This is a genomic window from Pseudomonas sp. TH08, assembly GCF_016651275.1.
Taxonomy (GTDB): Bacteria; Pseudomonadota; Gammaproteobacteria; order Pseudomonadales; family Pseudomonadaceae; genus Aquipseudomonas.
On record NZ_JAEKEE010000004.1, the window covers coordinates 1,186,022 to 1,201,914 of the forward strand.

21 protein-coding genes, 1 tRNA gene and 2 pseudogenes are annotated in these 15,893 nt (G+C 56.4%); 7 read left to right on the forward strand and 17 right to left on the reverse strand.

The genetic code is table 11. The features are described from left to right. Positions 1-97 precede the first annotated feature (97 nt). Positions 98-346 (reverse strand): annotated as a pseudogene (locus tag JFT91_RS22345) (putative metallopeptidase); the annotation flags it as partial. A 76-nt stretch (positions 347-422) separates the two neighbouring features. On the opposite strand from JFT91_RS22345, the gene JFT91_RS22350 reads away from it, so the two are divergent. After that, positions 423-995 carry a hypothetical protein gene (locus tag JFT91_RS22350; protein ID WP_201233889.1) on the forward strand — a complete coding sequence of 191 codons (573 nt, stop codon included), beginning with the start codon at positions 423-425 and terminating at the stop codon, positions 993-995. Positions 996-1,057: 62 nt separating this feature from the next. Further along, complete coding sequence (locus tag JFT91_RS22355) at positions 1,058-1,387, forward strand: hypothetical protein (protein WP_201233890.1); 330 nt, start codon at positions 1,058-1,060, stop codon at positions 1,385-1,387. Between the two features lie 51 nt (positions 1,388-1,438). Here the strand turns inward: JFT91_RS22355 and JFT91_RS22360 are convergent, their stop codons facing one another. Continuing rightward, a complete protein-coding gene (locus JFT91_RS22360) occupies positions 1,439-1,762 on the reverse strand; it encodes a phage holin, lambda family (RefSeq protein ID WP_201233891.1) in 324 nt (107 codons plus the stop codon). 108 nt (positions 1,763-1,870) lie between these two features. Between JFT91_RS22360 and JFT91_RS22365 the strand changes: the two genes are divergently transcribed. Beyond that, positions 1,871-2,200, forward strand: coding sequence for a hypothetical protein (locus JFT91_RS22365; RefSeq protein WP_201233892.1), 330 nt, complete (start codon positions 1,871-1,873; stop codon positions 2,198-2,200). A gap of 90 nt (positions 2,201-2,290) precedes the next feature. Then, the gene (locus tag JFT91_RS22370; RefSeq protein ID WP_242489352.1) at positions 2,291-2,440 is read left to right on the forward strand and encodes a hypothetical protein; all 150 of its coding nucleotides are present in this window, start codon (positions 2,291-2,293) and stop codon (positions 2,438-2,440) included. Positions 2,441-2,595: 155 nt separating this feature from the next. Here the strand turns inward: JFT91_RS22370 and JFT91_RS22375 are convergent. The 9 genes from JFT91_RS22375 to thrS form a co-directional block, all read right to left on the reverse strand. Next, a tRNA-Pro gene (locus JFT91_RS22375) sits at positions 2,596-2,672 on the reverse strand. A gap of 89 nt (positions 2,673-2,761) precedes the next feature. Beyond that, a complete protein-coding gene (locus tag JFT91_RS22380) occupies positions 2,762-3,118 on the reverse strand; it encodes a MerR family transcriptional regulator (protein WP_003179985.1) in 357 nt (118 codons plus the stop codon). Further along, positions 3,099-3,401, reverse strand: a complete 303-nt coding sequence (ihfA, locus tag JFT91_RS22385; RefSeq protein WP_002553164.1) for an integration host factor subunit alpha — start codon at positions 3,399-3,401, stop codon at positions 3,099-3,101. The genes JFT91_RS22380 and ihfA overlap by 20 nt, the downstream gene beginning before the upstream one ends. 3 nt (positions 3,402-3,404) lie before the next feature. Beyond that, complete coding sequence (gene pheT / locus JFT91_RS22390; protein WP_201233893.1) at positions 3,405-5,783, reverse strand: phenylalanine--tRNA ligase subunit beta; 2,379 nt, start codon at positions 5,781-5,783, stop codon at positions 3,405-3,407. Positions 5,784-5,809: 26 nt separating this feature from the next. Beyond that, the gene (pheS, locus tag JFT91_RS22395) at positions 5,810-6,826 is read right to left on the reverse strand and encodes a phenylalanine--tRNA ligase subunit alpha (RefSeq protein WP_003226365.1); all 1,017 of its coding nucleotides are present in this window, start codon (positions 6,824-6,826) and stop codon (positions 5,810-5,812) included. Positions 6,827-6,935: 109 nt separating this feature from the next. Next, a complete protein-coding gene (rplT, locus tag JFT91_RS22400; RefSeq protein ID WP_007913489.1) occupies positions 6,936-7,292 on the reverse strand; it encodes a 50S ribosomal protein L20 in 357 nt (118 codons plus the stop codon). Positions 7,293-7,320: 28 nt separating this feature from the next. Further along, the gene (rpmI, locus tag JFT91_RS22405; protein WP_002553160.1) at positions 7,321-7,515 is read right to left on the reverse strand and encodes a 50S ribosomal protein L35; all 195 of its coding nucleotides are present in this window, start codon (positions 7,513-7,515) and stop codon (positions 7,321-7,323) included. Between the two features lie 60 nt (positions 7,516-7,575). Next, positions 7,576-8,127 carry a translation initiation factor IF-3 gene (gene infC, locus JFT91_RS22410; protein WP_172668659.1) on the reverse strand — a complete coding sequence of 184 codons (552 nt, stop codon included), beginning with the start codon at positions 8,125-8,127 and terminating at the stop codon, positions 7,576-7,578. Then, positions 8,127-10,049: a threonine--tRNA ligase gene (thrS, locus tag JFT91_RS22415; RefSeq protein ID WP_007913488.1), complete on the reverse strand. Its 1,923-nt coding sequence runs from the start codon at positions 10,047-10,049 to the stop codon at positions 8,127-8,129. The genes infC and thrS overlap by 1 nt, the downstream gene beginning before the upstream one ends. 381 nt (positions 10,050-10,430) lie before the next feature. On the opposite strand from thrS, the pseudogene JFT91_RS22420 reads away from it, so the two are divergent. Together JFT91_RS22420 and JFT91_RS22425 are read left to right on the forward strand one after the other, a co-directional pair. After that, positions 10,431-10,729: pseudogene (locus JFT91_RS22420) on the forward strand (hypothetical protein). A 289-nt stretch (positions 10,730-11,018) separates the two neighbouring features. Then, positions 11,019-11,231, forward strand: coding sequence for a cold-shock protein (locus JFT91_RS22425; RefSeq protein WP_003179963.1), 213 nt, complete (start codon positions 11,019-11,021; stop codon positions 11,229-11,231). Positions 11,232-11,303: 72 nt separating this feature from the next. On the opposite strand, the gene JFT91_RS22430 is transcribed toward JFT91_RS22425, so the two are convergent. Together JFT91_RS22430 and JFT91_RS22435 are read right to left on the reverse strand one after the other, a co-directional pair. Then, a complete protein-coding gene (locus JFT91_RS22430) occupies positions 11,304-11,621 on the reverse strand; it encodes an I78 family peptidase inhibitor (protein ID WP_201227141.1) in 318 nt (105 codons plus the stop codon). Between the two features lie 166 nt (positions 11,622-11,787). After that, a complete protein-coding gene (locus JFT91_RS22435; protein WP_201233894.1) occupies positions 11,788-12,093 on the reverse strand; it encodes a hypothetical protein in 306 nt (101 codons plus the stop codon). 131 nt (positions 12,094-12,224) lie between these two features. Here JFT91_RS22435 and JFT91_RS22440 point away from each other — a divergent pair, with 131 nt between their 5' ends. Further along, positions 12,225-12,437, forward strand: coding sequence for a hypothetical protein (locus JFT91_RS22440; RefSeq protein WP_201233895.1), 213 nt, complete (start codon positions 12,225-12,227; stop codon positions 12,435-12,437). A gap of 33 nt (positions 12,438-12,470) precedes the next feature. Here the strand turns inward: JFT91_RS22440 and JFT91_RS22445 are convergent, their stop codons facing one another. The 4 genes from JFT91_RS22445 to JFT91_RS22460 are packed head-to-tail and all read right to left on the reverse strand — an operon-like array spanning position 12,471 to position 15,893. Continuing rightward, positions 12,471-13,499: a nucleoside hydrolase gene (locus tag JFT91_RS22445; RefSeq protein ID WP_201233896.1), complete on the reverse strand. Its 1,029-nt coding sequence runs from the start codon at positions 13,497-13,499 to the stop codon at positions 12,471-12,473. Between the two features lie 31 nt (positions 13,500-13,530). Further along, positions 13,531-13,935: a D-ribose pyranase gene (gene rbsD, locus JFT91_RS22450; protein WP_201227145.1), complete on the reverse strand. Its 405-nt coding sequence runs from the start codon at positions 13,933-13,935 to the stop codon at positions 13,531-13,533. Next, positions 13,932-14,849, reverse strand: coding sequence for a ribokinase (gene rbsK, locus JFT91_RS22455; protein WP_201233897.1), 918 nt, complete (start codon positions 14,847-14,849; stop codon positions 13,932-13,934). The genes rbsD and rbsK overlap by 4 nt, the downstream gene beginning before the upstream one ends. A gap of 24 nt (positions 14,850-14,873) precedes the next feature. Next, positions 14,874-15,893: a LacI family DNA-binding transcriptional regulator gene (locus tag JFT91_RS22460; protein WP_201227147.1), complete on the reverse strand. Its 1,020-nt coding sequence runs from the start codon at positions 15,891-15,893 to the stop codon at positions 14,874-14,876.

Genomic DNA, 15,893 nt, shown 5'->3' on the forward strand with positions numbered 1-15,893 from the left:
AGCCCGCCTCTGTCGCGGGCTTTTTTCTGCGTGCCATACCCGCGATGAGTCCGCGCAGCTAGTCATCATCCTCACGAGCGAACCCGAATGCACCCCCTCCGCCAGCGCGGAACGCGACCTGCTCGGCCTGGCCCACTACCGTGCGCCCCTTCTTCATAAACGTAGAAGACGCCCACATCACACGAATGTCCGCATCGATCAGATGGGCGTGCTCTTCATTGTGGATGCTGCCGGTGTCGGCGAGGATCTCGGCTTGGAGCCAATCCCTAACTTCTGGAGCAGGACTCAGCCGCATCCTGAAATCGGCCTGTTCAACTACTGAATGTGGAGGATATGGCCTGTCCATTATTCACCCTTACGCTTGAAATAGTGGCTCATAGCCGGTATTTGTGTGCGCCTCGAAAAGTAAGGACGCCCAACTAATGCGAATTCAACCAATCTCCCTCGTCGCCGCCGCTCTCGCCGCAGTCACTCTTTCTGGCTGTGTAACCGCTCCAACTTGGACTAACAGAGGGCCGTCGACGATTGTCACCGCCAAAGGGATGATCTCCTGCTACGAAGACGCAAACATCATCGACGGAGAGCGGATGCAAGGCACTATTTGCGCCACTCCTGAATCCGGTTTCTTCGGCGGCGGCGAACCAGAGATCTACTTTGGGCCGTGGAATCGGAAATTCATGAAGGAACCAGCAAGCACAACAACGGCAGGTGTAACTCGAGATTATCAAGGGAAGACGGTGTTTCTTCAGTGCGACCCGGTTCTTGCACCTGGCACTAAGACTGAAACCGGGCGGGCGTGCAAGGTCACCGTCAATGGCCAACTCCTAGTCACAGCGAATGTTGAATTCAAAAATAGAACGTTCCGTGCGGCACACCCATGCAATGCGGAACAACTACCGCGGATTTCGATAGAGCGTTCTGCCCAGCCTAGGATGATTAACTTGAGCGACACTGCCCCCCAGCATCACCAACTAGCTCAGGCACACCTTGGTTAACCACTGCTATTGCATTTGTAACCTTTATGGTTGGTGTCGGTACTACACTGGTGGTAGGAGGCATGAATTTTGGACAACAGAAAAATGCGTTAGAAAACCAAACAGTGCGAAATCAGGAGCTGCAAAAGCAAAACAATGAACTGGGCGCCTTGCTTGAGAAATGGAGGGAAGCAGTCGCACAGCGAGACGCGCTGCTATCCTCGACCCAAGCAAAGTTGTCTGCCATGCAAAATGATCAGTGCGAAGCAATACGGGGCGAGATAACCGGACTGGAGGGCACTCTGAGTTGGGCTGACAACAGCCAAATGTCCACTGTAAGACGTTCAGAAATCAATAATCTGATAACGCAGCATCAGCAGTCTCTTCAGAGTTGCTTCGCAACCCGCCGCTAGACCTGCCACGCGTCGCGACACAATTTGCTGACTCGCGAAACGTGTCGCAATTTACTCCGCCTTGCGAGTGGGAAGCTTGAAGTCAGTCACCCGATCCGCGATGTTGCGGATCTTCTCCACGCCCAGGAAGCCAACCCAGCCGCCGGCGAAGGTGGCCATGCTCTGGGGCAGGCCGAAAAAGTCCAGGCCGCTGATGATGGTCAACGTCAGGCCGCCGCAAATGGCGCCTTCCACCAACATCTGGCGACGCGTGCCGCCCCCGTAGGTGATCCGCAAAACGGCCATGGCGCAGGACAGCGCAGCGGCATAGAGGATCGGCGAATGCTGGCTCAACCACGCAAGCGCTATCGCCCATGTGCCTGGTTTGTCTGGCATCTCGGCTCCTCCCCGTAAGGGAGTTAGGAATAAAAAAGCCCGCTCAGTGGCGGGCGTATGGCTCCTTGATATCGTCATTGCCCCTATGGCAATTCGATGGACCGAACCATGGCAAAAACAAATATTGAGCGCTTCGATGAGATGAGCGCTGACATCTTGGCTTTTCTCTACGAGAGTTTCCCGATCCCTTCCGACGTGAGCCCACAGGTCGCAGGATTAACCGTTCTCAAATACCTCGAATACGATCCCGACATTGAAGACGCCGTAACAGAAGGTGCACGCGACCCGGAAACAGAGTTCTTCGACGCCACACTCGAATGGCTGGTGCACGCAGGTTTCATCGCGAAAAAGGCAGCCCCAGTTAACCGGAAAGTCTATGTGCTGACCCCGTACGGCCTTCAAGCACTCAAGCATGTGCCGAAACCTTCGATTGAATAGGTGCGCTCGTCTTTCCGAGCTGGCTGCCAAAGGCCTTCTCAGCGTCGACGCCCCATTGCATCGATCTCGCCGGCCCAGTCTCGCGTCACCGTGCCAGCAGTCGCCGCAGATTTCGCCGGCGCCATGAAGAACAAGCGCACGATCGCCAGCTTGCAGGACGCTGTCGATACTGAACTGGCCGGGGCAAAAATCGCCGCGAGCCAAACCGCCGACGCTATTCGCCTCAACCTGGCCATCTGATTGAGGCTGCGAACATGGTATCAGCAACCGATTCGCGTGGACCGGTCCTGACAATCTTGAAGAGGAAGCAGGCGTGAAAAATCGAGAAGTCACGCAAAAGTCACGCACATGAAAAAGCCCAACTCGCGAAAGTTGGGCTAAGTCATTGAATTATATGGTCGGGACGGAGTGATTCGAACACTCGACCCCTAGCACCCCATGCTAGTGCGCTACCGGACTGCGCTACGCCCCGACTGGTCTTGCAACTCGCTCTTCACCTCGAAGAGCGCTCAAGAATATAGCGCAAGCTTTTGAAAACTGGAAGTATTCAAACGCCGCTTTTTATTTCTTGAGAACAACCAGAACGTCTTCCAATTCGGCAATCATCTGCCGAATCATCTGCTTGTACTGGGTAGTGTCGTCTTTGGCTTCATCGCCGGACAGACGCAAACGTGCGCCGCCGATGGTGAAACCTTGATCGTAAAGCAGCGCGCGGATCTGCCGGATCATCAGCACGTCTTGGCGCTGATAATACCGGCGGTTTCCGCGGCGTTTGACGGGGTTGAGTTGAGGAAACTCCTGCTCCCAGTAGCGCAGCACGTGTGGCTTTACGGCACACAGCTCGCTGACTTCACCAATGGTGAAGTAGCGTTTGCCCGGGATGACGGGTAGTTCGTCGTTATGACTTGGTTCCAGCATAAGCCTCAACTCGGGCCTTCAACTTCTGCCCTGGACGAAAGGTGACCACACGGCGAGCCGTGATCGGGATTTCTTCCCCCGTTTTCGGGTTGCGGCCAGGCCGCTGGCGTTTGTCCCGAAGGTCGAAATTGCCGAAACCGGACAATTTGACCTGCTCGTTGTCTTCAAGAGCGTGCCTGATTTCCTCGAAAAACAGTTCTACCAATTCCTTGGCTTCCCGCTTGTTCAGGCCCAGCTCTTCATACAGACGTTCCGCCATCTCAGCTTTCGTCAAAGCCCCCATACGTCACTTCCTTAACGTGGCGTTCAACCTTTGTTCGAGCGAGGTGAGGATATTTTGCGTCGTCAAATTCACCTCATCGTCATTAAGAGTGCGCGATGGATGCTGCCAGGTCAAGCCAACTGCAAGGCTTTTTCTATCAGGATCAATGCCTTTACCCTGATACACGTCAAACAGCCTGAGATCTGTGAGCCATTCGCCTGCATTTTCACGGATTACGTCCAGTACAGCCGAGGCCGCGACGTCTTTGTGTGGAATTAATGCAAGGTCACGACGCACTTCAGGAAAGCGCGACAACTCGTGGAATTTCGGCATTTTACCGAGTGCCACCTCAGCCAGAACCAGCTCGAAAACGAAGACTGGACGGTCCAGACCCAGAGCTTTCGACAATTCAGGGTGAATGGCACCGATGAAGCCGACTTCACGCCCTTCCCGCTCGATACGCGCGGTTTGACCCGGGTGCAACGCCGGGTGTTTGCCCGGTGTGAAAGTGAAGGAATCCAGTGCACCGGCAAAACCCAATACTGCTTCCACATCAGCTTTGACGTCGAAGAAATCGACGGTGTCGCGACCCTGTGCCCAGCCTTCCGGCAGACGGCTACCGCAGACCACGCCGGACAGCATTGGCTCCTGCTTCAGACCTTCGAGCTGACCGACGAAACGCAGACCGCTTTCGAACAGACGTACGCGATCCTGCTGACGATTGAGGTTGTGTTGCAGCGCTTTGACCAGACCCGGCCACAGCGACGAACGCATGGCCGCCATGTCATTGGAGATCGGGTTGGCCAACAACAGCGGCTCGACGCCCGGGTTGAACAGTTCGAACTGACGCGGATCGATGAAGCTGTAAGTGATCGCTTCCTGATAACCACGAGCCACCAGCAGACGGCGCAGTTCCGGCAGGTCGCTACGCGCCTCAGCCTTGGCTTGCGGCGCCAGGCGCGCTTGCGGATAACGAACTGGCAGACGGTTGTAGCCGTACAGACGGGCCAGTTCTTCGATCAGATCGACCTCCAGGCTGATGTCGAAGCGATGACTTGGCACTTCTACGCGCCACTGGCCTTCACCATCGGCAGTAATGCCAAGACCCAGGCCGCTGAGCAGACGCTCGACCTGTGCCGAATCCATTTCCATGCCGAGCATTTGAGCGATGCGCTGGGCACGCAGAGTGATCGGCGCGATCGACGGCAGATGTTGCTCGCTGACGGTCTCGATAATCGGGCCGGCTTCGCCGCCAGTGATTTCCAACAGCAGGCCGGTGGCGCGCTCCATTGCTTCACGGGCCAGTTGCCAATCGACGCCACGTTCGTAGCGGTGCGAGGCATCGGTGTGCAGGCCATAGGAACGAGCCTTGCCAGCGACAGCGATCTGGTCGAAGAACGCGGACTCAAGGAACACGTCGCGAGTGGTCGCGGAAACACCGCTGTGCTCGCCACCCATCACACCGGCAATCGCCAGTGCACGAGTGTGGTCGGCAATCACCAGCGTATCGCTACGCAGGCTGACTTCCTGACCGTCGAGCAATACCAGCTTCTCACCCTCTTCTGCCATGCGCACACGAATGCCGCCATTGATTTCGGCGAGATCGAAAGCGTGCAGTGGGTGACCCAGTTCAAGCATCACGTAGTTGGTGATGTCGACCGCAGCATCAATGCTACGCACATCAGCGCGACGCAGACGCTCAACCATCCACAGCGGCGTCGGCTTGGACAGGTCAACGTCACGGATGACACGCCCCAGATAACGCGGACACGCGGCTGGCGCCAGCACTTCTACAGAGCGCACTTCGTCGTGCACGGCAGGAATGCTCATCACCACCGGACGGGTGACCGGAGCGTCGTACAGCGCGCCAACTTCACGGGCCAGACCGGCCAGCGATAGGCAGTCGCCACGGTTCGGGGTCAGGTCGACCTCGATGCTGGCATCTTCCAGATCCAGGTAAACGCGGAAATCCTCGCCCACCGGCGCATCGGCCGGCAGCTCCATCAGACCGTCGCTGCCTTCACCGACCTGCAGCTCGGCTTGCGAGCAGAGCATGCCGTTGGACTCGACACCGCGCAGCTTGGCTTTCTTGATCTTGAAGTCGCCTGGCAGCTCAGCACCGATCATCGCGAACGGAATCTTCAGGCCCGGACGCACGTTTGGCGCACCGCACACGACCTGGAAGGTTTCCGCGCCATTGCTGACTTTGCAAACACGCAATTTATCAGCGTCAGGGTGTTGCTCGGTGCTCAGCACCTCGCCCACGACGACGCCACTGAATACGCCGGCGGCCAGCGTGACGCTATCGACTTCAAGACCGGCCATCGACAGACGAGCAACCAGCTCGTCGCGATTTACCTGCGGGCTAACCCAGCCACGCAGCCATTGTTCACTGAATTTCATCCTGCTCTCCTAAGAATTCGTTACGACTAGCGAAATTGCGCGAGGAACCGCAAGTCGTTGTCGAAGAACAGACGCAAGTCATTCACGCCGTAACGGAGCATGGCCAGACGCTCGACGCCCATGCCGAAAGCGAAGCCGGAGAATTCTTCCGGATCAATGCCGGACATGCGCAGCACGTTCGGGTGAACCATGCCGCAGCCCATCACTTCCAGCCATCCAGTCTGCTTGCAGACGCGGCAGCCTTTACCGCTGCACATCACGCATTCCATATCGACTTCAGCGGATGGCTCGGTGAACGGGAAGTACGAAGGACGGAAGCGTACGGCCAGTTCCTTCTCGAAGAACACCCGCAGGAATTCTTCGATGGTGCCTTTGAGATCGGCAAAATTGATGTCGCGATCAACCAGCAGGCCTTCGACCTGATGGAACATCGGCGAGTGAGTGATATCAGAGTCGCTGCGGTAGACACGGCCTGGGCAGACGATGCGGATCGGCGGCTGTTTCGATTCCATGGTGCGGACCTGTACCGGCGAGGTATGGGTGCGCAGCAACATGTTGGCATTGAAATAGAAGGTGTCATGCATCGACCGGGCCGGGTGATGACCTGGGATGTTGAGCGCTTCAAAGTTGTGATAGTCGTCTTCGACCTCAGGGCCTTCGGCAATGCCGTAGCCGATGCGGGTGAAGAACTGCTCAACGCGTTCCAGAGTGCGGGTGACCGGATGCAGACCACCAGAGGTCTGGCCACGGCCCGGCAACGTCACGTCAATGGATTCGGCAGACAGTTTGGCAGCCAGCTCGGCTTCTTCAAACAAGGCCATGCGCGCATTGAGAACGCCTGTAACACGTTCCTTGGCAACGTTGATCAGGGCGCCGACTTGCGGACGCTCTTCTGCCGGCAAATTCCCCAGGGTCTTCATCACCTGAGTCAATTCACCCTTTTTGCCAAGGTATTGAACCCGGATTTGCTCCAGGGCATTGATATCTTCAGCGCTTTGCACAGCCTCTAGTGCTTGAGAGACCAGCGCATCCAGGTTTTCCATGTACAGACTCCAGATACAAAATAGGGGAAGAGCTTGAAGGCTCTTCCCCTATTTAAGACGTTTACCACCTGGCCCCACGGAAGTGGGGCCGGGTGATTGTCGGGGGTACTTAAGCCAAGGTGGCTTTAGCTTTCTCGACAATCGCAGCAAACACCGCTTTTTCGTTCACTGCCAGATCAGCCAGAACCTTACGGTCGATCTCGATGGACGCTTTTTTCAGGCCAGCGATGAAACGGCTGTAGGACAGACCGTTAACACGAGCACCAGCATTGATACGAGCGATCCACAGAGCGCGGAACTGACGTTTTTTCTGACGACGGTCACGGTAGGCGTATTGGCCTGCCTTGATTACCGCTTGCTTGGCAACACGGAATACGCGGGAGCGTGCGCCGTAGTAGCCTTTAGCAAGTTTCAGAATTTTTTTGTGACGCTTACGGGCAATGACGCCACGCTTTACACGAGCCATGAGTTACTTCCTCTATTCTTGACTAAAATTAACGAAGGCGCAGCATGCGCTCGACTTTTGCCACGTCAGACGGATGCAGCAAGCTGCTACCGCGCAGTTGACGCTTACGCTTGGTCGACATTTTAGTCAGGATGTGGCTCTTGAAAGCGTGCTTGTGCTTGATACCGTTAGCAGTTTTCAGAAACCGCTTAGCAGCACCACTTTTGGTTTTCATTTTTGGCATGTTCGGATACTCCGCATTCAGTTGATAAACATAATCAGAAGGCCTGCCGTGCCCTGTTGATTACTTCTTCTTTTTCGGGGCGATGACCATGATCAGCTGGCGTCCTTCCATCTTAGGATGCTGTTCGACCGAACCGTACTCGAGCAGGTCACCTTCAACCCGCTTGAGGAGTTCCATCCCCAGCTCCTGGTGGGCCATCTCACGGCCGCGGAATCGCAAGGATACCTTGGCCCTGTCCCCATCACTCAGGAAACGTACCAGGTTGCGCAGTTTTACCTGGTAATCCCCTTCCTCCGTCCCTGGACGAAACTTGATTTCTTTAACCTGAATCTGCTTCTGGTTTTTCTTGGCTGCGGCAACCTGCTTCTTCTTTTCGAAGATCGATTTGCCGTAGTCCATCAGTTTGCAAACAGGGGGTACTGCATCGGCGGAAATTTCCACCAAATCCAGTTTGGCCTCTTCAGCCTTAAGAAGCGCGTCTTCAATTGACACAATCCCAAGCTGTTCACCTTCAGCCCCAATTAACCGAACCTCGCGTGCCGAGATATTCTCGTTGATCGGGGCTTTCGGTGCAGCTCGTTTATCTTGTCTCATTTCACGCTTAATAATAATTACTCCGAATCTGGGCGACCACGCCGGGAAACCGCTTGCGCGAGAAACTCAGCGAACTGGGCGACGGGCATCGAGCCCAGGTCAGCACCTTCACGAGTACGCACAGCGACAGTCTGCATCTCGACTTCCTTATCTCCGATTACCAAGAGATAGGGAACCTTGAGCAAAGTATGCTCACGGATTTTAAAGCCGATCTTTTCATTTCTCAAGTCGGACTTGGCACGAAATCCGCTTTCGTTGAGAGTTTTTTCTACTTCTGCAACAAAATCTGCCTGTTTATCAGTGATATTCATGATCACCGCCTGGGTTGGCGCCAGCCAGGCAGGGAACGCACCTTCGTAGTGCTCGATCAGAATCCCGACGAAACGCTCGAAGGAACCGAGGATCGCGCGGTGCAACATCACTGGGTGTTTGCGGCTGTTGTCTTCGGAGACGTATTCAGCGCCCAAACGGACAGGCAGGTTAAAATCGAGCTGCAAGGTACCACATTGCCAGACACGGCCAAGGCAATCTTTCAGCGAGAATTCGATTTTCGGACCGTAGAACGCGCCCTCACCCGGCTGCAGATCGTACGGCAGGCCCGCAGAATCAAGGGCTGCAGCCAATGCAGCTTCTGCGCGATCCCACAGCTCGTCAGAACCGACGCGTTTTTCCGGACGAGTGGACAGCTTCATCTCGACGTCGGTGAAACCGAAGTCACGATAAACGTCCATGGTCAGCTTGATGAACGCGGCGGATTCAGCCTGCATCTGCTCTTCGGTGCAGAAGATGTGGGCGTCATCCTGAGTGAACGCACGTACCCGCATGATACCGTGCAGCGCACCCGACGGCTCGTTACGGTGGCAGGCACCGAACTCGGCCAGACGCATCGGCAGCTCGCGGTAGCTCTTCAGGCCTTGGTTGAACACCTGCACGTGGCAAGGGCAGTTCATCGGCTTGATGGCGTAATCGCGGTTTTCCGACTGCGTGGTGAACATGTTGTCGGCGTAGTTGGCCCAGTGCCCGGATTTCTCCCACAGGCTGCGGTCAACGACTTGCGGAGTCTTGATCTCAAGATAGCCGTTGTCGCGCTGGATCTTGCGCATGTACTGCTCGAGCACCTGGTACAGAGTCCAGCCGTTCGGGTGCCAGAACACCATGCCCGGGGATTCTTCCTGGGTGTGGAACAGGCCGAGACGCTTGCCGATCTTGCGGTGATCGCGCTTTTCAGCTTCTTCGATGCGCTGGATGTAAGCCGCCAGTTGCTTCTTGTCTGCCCAGGCGGTGCCGTAAACGCGCTGCAATTGCTCGTTCTTGGCATCGCCGCGCCAGTAAGCGCCCGACAGCTTGGTCAGCTTGAAGGATTTCAGGAAGCGAGTGTTCGGCACGTGCGGGCCGCGGCACATGTCGACGTATTCTTCGTGATAGTACAGACCCATAGCCTGTTCGTTCGGCATGTCCTCGACCAGGCGCAGCTTGTAGTCTTCGCCGCGGGCCTTGAACACTTCGATCACTTCGGCGCGCGGAGTGACTTTCTTGATGACGTCGTAATCTTTTTCGATCAGCTGCTGCATGCGCTGTTCGATGGCGGCCATATCGTCCGGGGTGAAAGGACGCTCGAAGGCGATGTCGTAATAGAAGCCTTCGTCGATGACCGGCCCGATCACCATTTTAGCGGTCGGGTAGAGTTGCTTGACTGCGTGGCCAACGAGGTGGGCGCAAGAGTGGCGAATGATCTCCAGCCCCTCTTCATCCTTTGGCGTGATGATTTGCAGGGTCGCGTCGCTGCTGATGATGTCGCTTGCGTCGACCAGTTGACCATTGACCTTGCCGGCCAGGGTGGCTTTGGCCAGGCCAGCACCAATGGATGCGGCGACCTCGGCTACGGAAACCGGGTGATCGAATGAACGTTGACTGCCGTCGGGAAGAGTAATAGTTGGCATGGCGCCTCCTCTCCTAGTGGTGACCCCTACCAAAGGTCACGTGGGTTGGGATGAGCCAGTACAAGATCCGATCCAGGCCATTCAATGACGAACGCCTGCCTTACAGCGGCAGGAGCCTTGCGGCCAACCGGAAAACCGAACCAGAGTGACTGGGATTCAAATCGAAATATTCGCACGCTGACCGCTACCGGGGCTGAAGGCCATCCGGAGCCTGAGAACGCTTGAGCCCGGCATGCTAGCACAGATGAGCGGTCATCGATGCGCAGGATTAGAGGCAATGACGATTTGCCCATTTTTGCGGCACAAAGTGAACTTGGCATGTACGCTTTGCCTCAAATAGGCTGAGAATCGTCGCCGATATCAATCCAAGGAGTTTCAGAAATGCGCCTTATCCGACTTTTTGCCTTCGCCGCCCCCTGGCATTGCTGCTGCCACTGAGCGCTCACGCGGCGTGGCCTGCGGGCGTCAAAGCCCAATACATGGATGACTGCACCAAAGCTGCCAGCCAAAGCGTCAACCCAACCGTCGCCAAACAGCACTGCACCTGCGGCGCCGATGTCCTGGAGAAGAAATTCACCACGCAAGAGATCGCGCAACTGATGGACAAGAACACTCCACCAAGCGGTGAACTGGGCCAGCGCGCACTGAAAGAAATCTCGGTTTGCCGCGTTCAGAAATAAGGTCGATTCGCTGAATTTTGCAGCGCTTAAGAGGCTGAAAACAGCGAAAAAGAAGCTGAATCCGATATTTTACGAAGGATTTATAGCTTTTTTACAGCCTCGTTTTTCAGCTTGAAGCCCCGCAAACCGGGGCCTGCAGACATTTCAGACATCGAAATGAATGCAATATGAAAGCAAACAGCACGTCCGGGGGGCTACCAAAGCGAACATTTCGACTATGATACTCCGGTGTGCCCAGTTGGCCTGAGCAGCACAGTACTGAAAAATATATGTTTCTTGGAGATACACCATGTCTAATCGCCAAACCGGCACCGTTAAATGGTTCAACGATGAAAAAGGCTTCGGCTTCATCACTCCTCAAGGTGGCGGTGACGACCTGTTCGTACACTTCAAAGCTATCGAATCCGACGGTTTCAAAAGCCTGAAAGAAGGCCAGACCGTCTCCTTCGTGGCTGAGAAAGGCCAAAAGGGTATGCAAGCTGCACAGGTTCGCCCAGAGTAATTTCTCGGCGCACTAAAAAAACCCCGTCCATGTGACGGGGTTTTTTATGCCTGCAACAAAAGCTGCCAGCAATCAGCCGCAGTTCACGCGGTTGACTACCAGGTTGTTGTCGGTGTTCAGGTTCAAGCGATCAGAGCGGTATTCCAGCGTGATCATGTCGGTCGGCTTGAGGAAGCGTGCATTTTGCGCACCGGCTTTGGCGCGCGCCTGCTCCAGCAGCTCAGGCGAAGCTTTCTTGCCGATGGCGAATTGCGCCGCCGATGCTTCACAGCGACTGTGCCCGGCTTCGGTCGCCACCGGATCCTTTGCCGACTCGCTGGAGGTCGTACTGCAACCGGCCAACATGGCAACGGCCATAAGTGCACCCAGTGTCGCGAACTTCAAAGGCATGAAGCCTCCTTGTTTTCTATGATTAAGCTGAGATCGTGCGACCGCCATTCAGGCGTTTGGTTTCATGGCAATGCCATCATCCTGCCCCACGATCGGAAAAACGCCGAGTTTGCCTGAGCAATACCCGCCCCTTCATCAATCAATCGTGACTGAATATTAACGACGCTCAATAGACGTCGATGTAGTCGTACGGCGGATTCGGCCAATTATCCTTGAGCGCGTTGAAAATCTGCATCACCCAGACCTCATCGCTGGCCGCCACATTACCCACATAGCCCGAGCCCTTGGCCCAGGTTTCCAGTCGAAACAGCAGCCCGTCGATATCCTGCCCACCCGTAATGCCTGAAGAGATATAGGCAATACCGCCCTTGGTCACGCGCAACTGGGTGTGTTCGTCGTCACTGGCCGAGGCAAGCAATTGGCGCACTGCGTCCAGCGTGAGGCCGTCAGAGGTATTCAAATCGATCTGCACAGCACGATCCTTGGAAAGCCGTAAAAGACCAAGTGTCGCATAGCACTCCGCTCATGCCTAAGTCGCAGTGCCAAATGCCCGACAAAATGGTTAACTCGCTCTCAGACATTCCAGACTTTCAGAGCGCACTCATGAGCACCGTAAGCATTACTGCCGACATCAAAGTCTTGTGGCCGAAGGGGCATAGTTCGTATAGCCCGGGCAGCTCGGAGGAGCTGGCATTGATCAGCATCGATCTGCTGGTCAAAACGATGGGAACACAAGGTGCGCAAAAGTTTATCGAACAGGTGCTGGAGCGGTATCAGAACGAGCACAAGGCTACATCAGACACCGATAGAGAGTAACGACCCGCAGGCTGGCACCTGCGGGCCTTCGCCCTACTTCAGGCGTTTCAGACGCTCGGTCAACAAATCGAAGAAGCCCTTGGCGTCTCCGTTCTCGACCCAAAACGCATTTTTCGGCTGTTTCAGGCCGTCGTACCAATCGACGACGGTCTGACCGAAAGTGATCCCTTCACGGCTGTCGATGGCCACATTTACCGAACGACCGGTGAACAACTCCGGTTTCAGCAAATAAGCCACGACAGTGGCGTCATGCACCGGGCCGCCCGGAATACCGTAGTGCTCCATATCCCCTTTGATGTACTCGTTGAGGATGTCACCGACGATTTTGCTCGCATTGTTATTCAGCGCCGCGATCTGCTTCAGGCGCGCGTCGCTGGTGAGAATCTTGTGGGTCACATCGAGCGGCAGGTAGGTCAGTTTCACGCCGCTTTTGAGTACCACTTCAGCGGCCTGCGGATCAGCAAACAGGTTGAATTCGGCCACTGGGGTGATGTTGCCGCCGTTGAAGTGCGCACCCCCCATGACCACCACTTCCTTGATGCCCTGAACAATCTCAGGCTCCTGGATCAGCGCCAGCGCCAGATTGGTCTGTGGGCCGAGCATGGCAATGGTGATGCTGTGTGGCTTGGCTTTTTTCAGGGTATCGATCAGATAATTGACCGCATTGCCTTCCGCCAGGCCTTTTTTTGGCTCATGCACGGTGACACCCGACAGGCCTTCCTTGCCATGGATGTTTTCGGCATAGATTGGCGTGCGCATCAGCGGCTTCGGCGCGCCCGCGTAAACCGGCACATCTTCGCGCCCTGCCCACTCGCGAGCCAGACGCGCATTGCGCGACGTCTTGTCGAGGCGCACGTTACCGGCCACGGTCGTCAGCGCACGAATGTTCAGTTCTTCTGGCGAGGCCAGTGCGAACAACAAGGCGACGACATCGTCAGCGCCCGGGTCGGTATCGATGATCAGGTCGATTTTTTCCGCCGCCTGAGCGCCGGTCGCAGTTATCACGGACAAAAGCAGCAGCCCCCGGATGAATTGATGCAGTTTGTGAGCATGGCGTTGCATGGCGCATTCCTTGTGCAGGTGAAAACGAAAGTTAAAACGTAACCCCAGCCAACAAAACGATGTTGCAGTACGGCTGGCATTCGCCGGTACGCACAATCGCTCGAGCCTGTCGACTGAGAACCTTGAATTGCTCATGACTGAGCAGATCGCGACGCCCCAGAGCGCCCTCTTCATTCAATGCGTCGAGCGCAGTCAACGCGGTCGGTTGCTTGTCGAAGATTTCTTTAGCCAGCGCATGGCTTTCCACCTGCATCTCGCTGAGAACAACTTTCAACGTGCTGACGAAATCCGGAATGCCGTGAGTCAGCGCCAGATCGATCAGCTCGACACCCGGCGGCACAGGCAGCCCGGCGTCACCGATGACCACCATGTCGCCGTGGCCCAGAGAGGCAATCAGCCGCGACAGCGCGACGTTGAGCAAAGGAGTCTTTTTCATGCGGGTTTAAAGGCCTGTACGTCGGATAGGGTGGGAATGGACGGTTGTGCGCCGGCGCGAGTGACTGACAGCGCAGCGGCGATCTGTCCGTAACGAATCGCCTCGGCCTCGGTCTTGCCACTGGCCAGTGCAGCGGCGAACCCACCGACAAAGGTATCCCCCGCCGCCGTGGTATCGACAGCCTGTACTTTCGGCGCCGGAAAATGCTCGAAGCCTGTACCGTTGGCAAACAACGACCCCTGAGCTCCCAAGGTAATGATGACTTTGCCCGCGCCCATGGCGATCAGTTGGCTGGCGGCGCGCTCGGCAGTGTCCAGCGAATCGACTGGTAATCCGCTCAACGCCGTCGCTTCGCTTTCGTTGGGTATCAGGTAATCGATAGCGGCAAACCAGTCCGCCGGCAAAGGACGACTGGCCGGCGCCGGATTGAGGATGACAGTCTTGCCCAGGGCGCGTGCCCGTTTGAGCGCATGGCCCACCGTGGCATCGGGAATCTCGAGCTGGCAGATGACCACGTCCGCAGCCTGCAACACAGCGTCAAAGCGGTCGATCACTGCGGGGGTCATCGCACCGTTGGCGCCAGCGACGATCACAATGGCGTTCTGACTGTTGTCATCGACCACAATCAACGCCACGCCGCTGGAATCCTCAACGACACTCACCGCTTGACAATCGATCTGCTCGGCCAGCAAGGCGTCGCGCAATTGCACACCATAGTCGTCGTTACCGACACAGCCGACCATTGCCACTTGTGCGCCCAATCTCGCTGCGGCCACCGCCTGGTTGGCGCCCTTGCCGCCGGAAACCGTGGCAAAGGAATGACCGATCAGCGTTTCACCGCCCACGGGCAGCCGCGGTGCGCGAGTGACCAGGTCCATGTTCAAGCTGCCTATTACCACTACATTTGCTGGCATACATCATTACTCGTCAATTCGGTTTCAGCGGTATTCGGTGAACACGCCGGACAACGGCGCGGTCGATTCGCGCAGGACAATACTTGGGGTCACAATACGTTGATCAGTGCTCAGCGTCGGGGTCGCAATCCTTCGCAGCAGCACTTCGGCCGCCATCTCGCCCAATTGCAGGATCGACTGACCAACAGTGGTCAGCGCCGGGTAGACATAACGGCTCATCTGGATATCGTCGAAGCCGATCACCGACAGCTCGCTGGGCACACGAACATTGCGTTCAGCCGCCGCGCGCAGCACACCAATGCCGATCATGTCGTTACCGGCAAAGATCGCGCTCGGCGGATTGTTTTCAAGCAAGATCGCCGCCGCGTTGTAACCGCCAGTGCTGGTGAAATCACTTTCCAGCATGCGCGCTTGTCGCACTTCGATGCCTGCCTCTTTCAGCGCTCGGCAATAACCCGCCTGACGCATCTGCGCCACGCTGGTGCTCGCCGGACCGCCGATGGTAGCGATATCGCGATGACCCAACTCCAGCAGATGGCGGGTGGCGAGGTAGGCACCGTATTCGTGGTCGATGCGCACCAGATCGGCATCGACACCATCCAGACCTCGGTCGACGATGACCATCGGTGTTTTCACAGCGGCCAGCCCTTGCGCCAGACCACTGTCACCACCAGCAGAGGCGACGATCAGGCCGTCGATGCGCTTTTCCAGCAGCACGCGCAGATAACTGCGCTGTTTGTCCGGGTTGTCATCGGAGTTGCAGAGGATCACGCAATAGCCGTTACGCTCGCAGTAATCCTCGATGCCCCGCGCCAACTCGGCGAAGTACGGGTTGAGGCTGTTAGGCACCAGCAAGCCGATGGTTGCAGTGGTTTTGGCCTTCAATGAGCGTGCCACTGCACTTGGCACATAGTCGAGGGTCTTGATCGCCGCCTCGACTTTCAGCCGCACTTCCTGACTCACCGGCCGCGTCTTGTTCACCACATGTGAGACGGTCGTGTAGGAAATCCCCGCGAGCGCAGCCACATCCTTGATCGTTGCCAT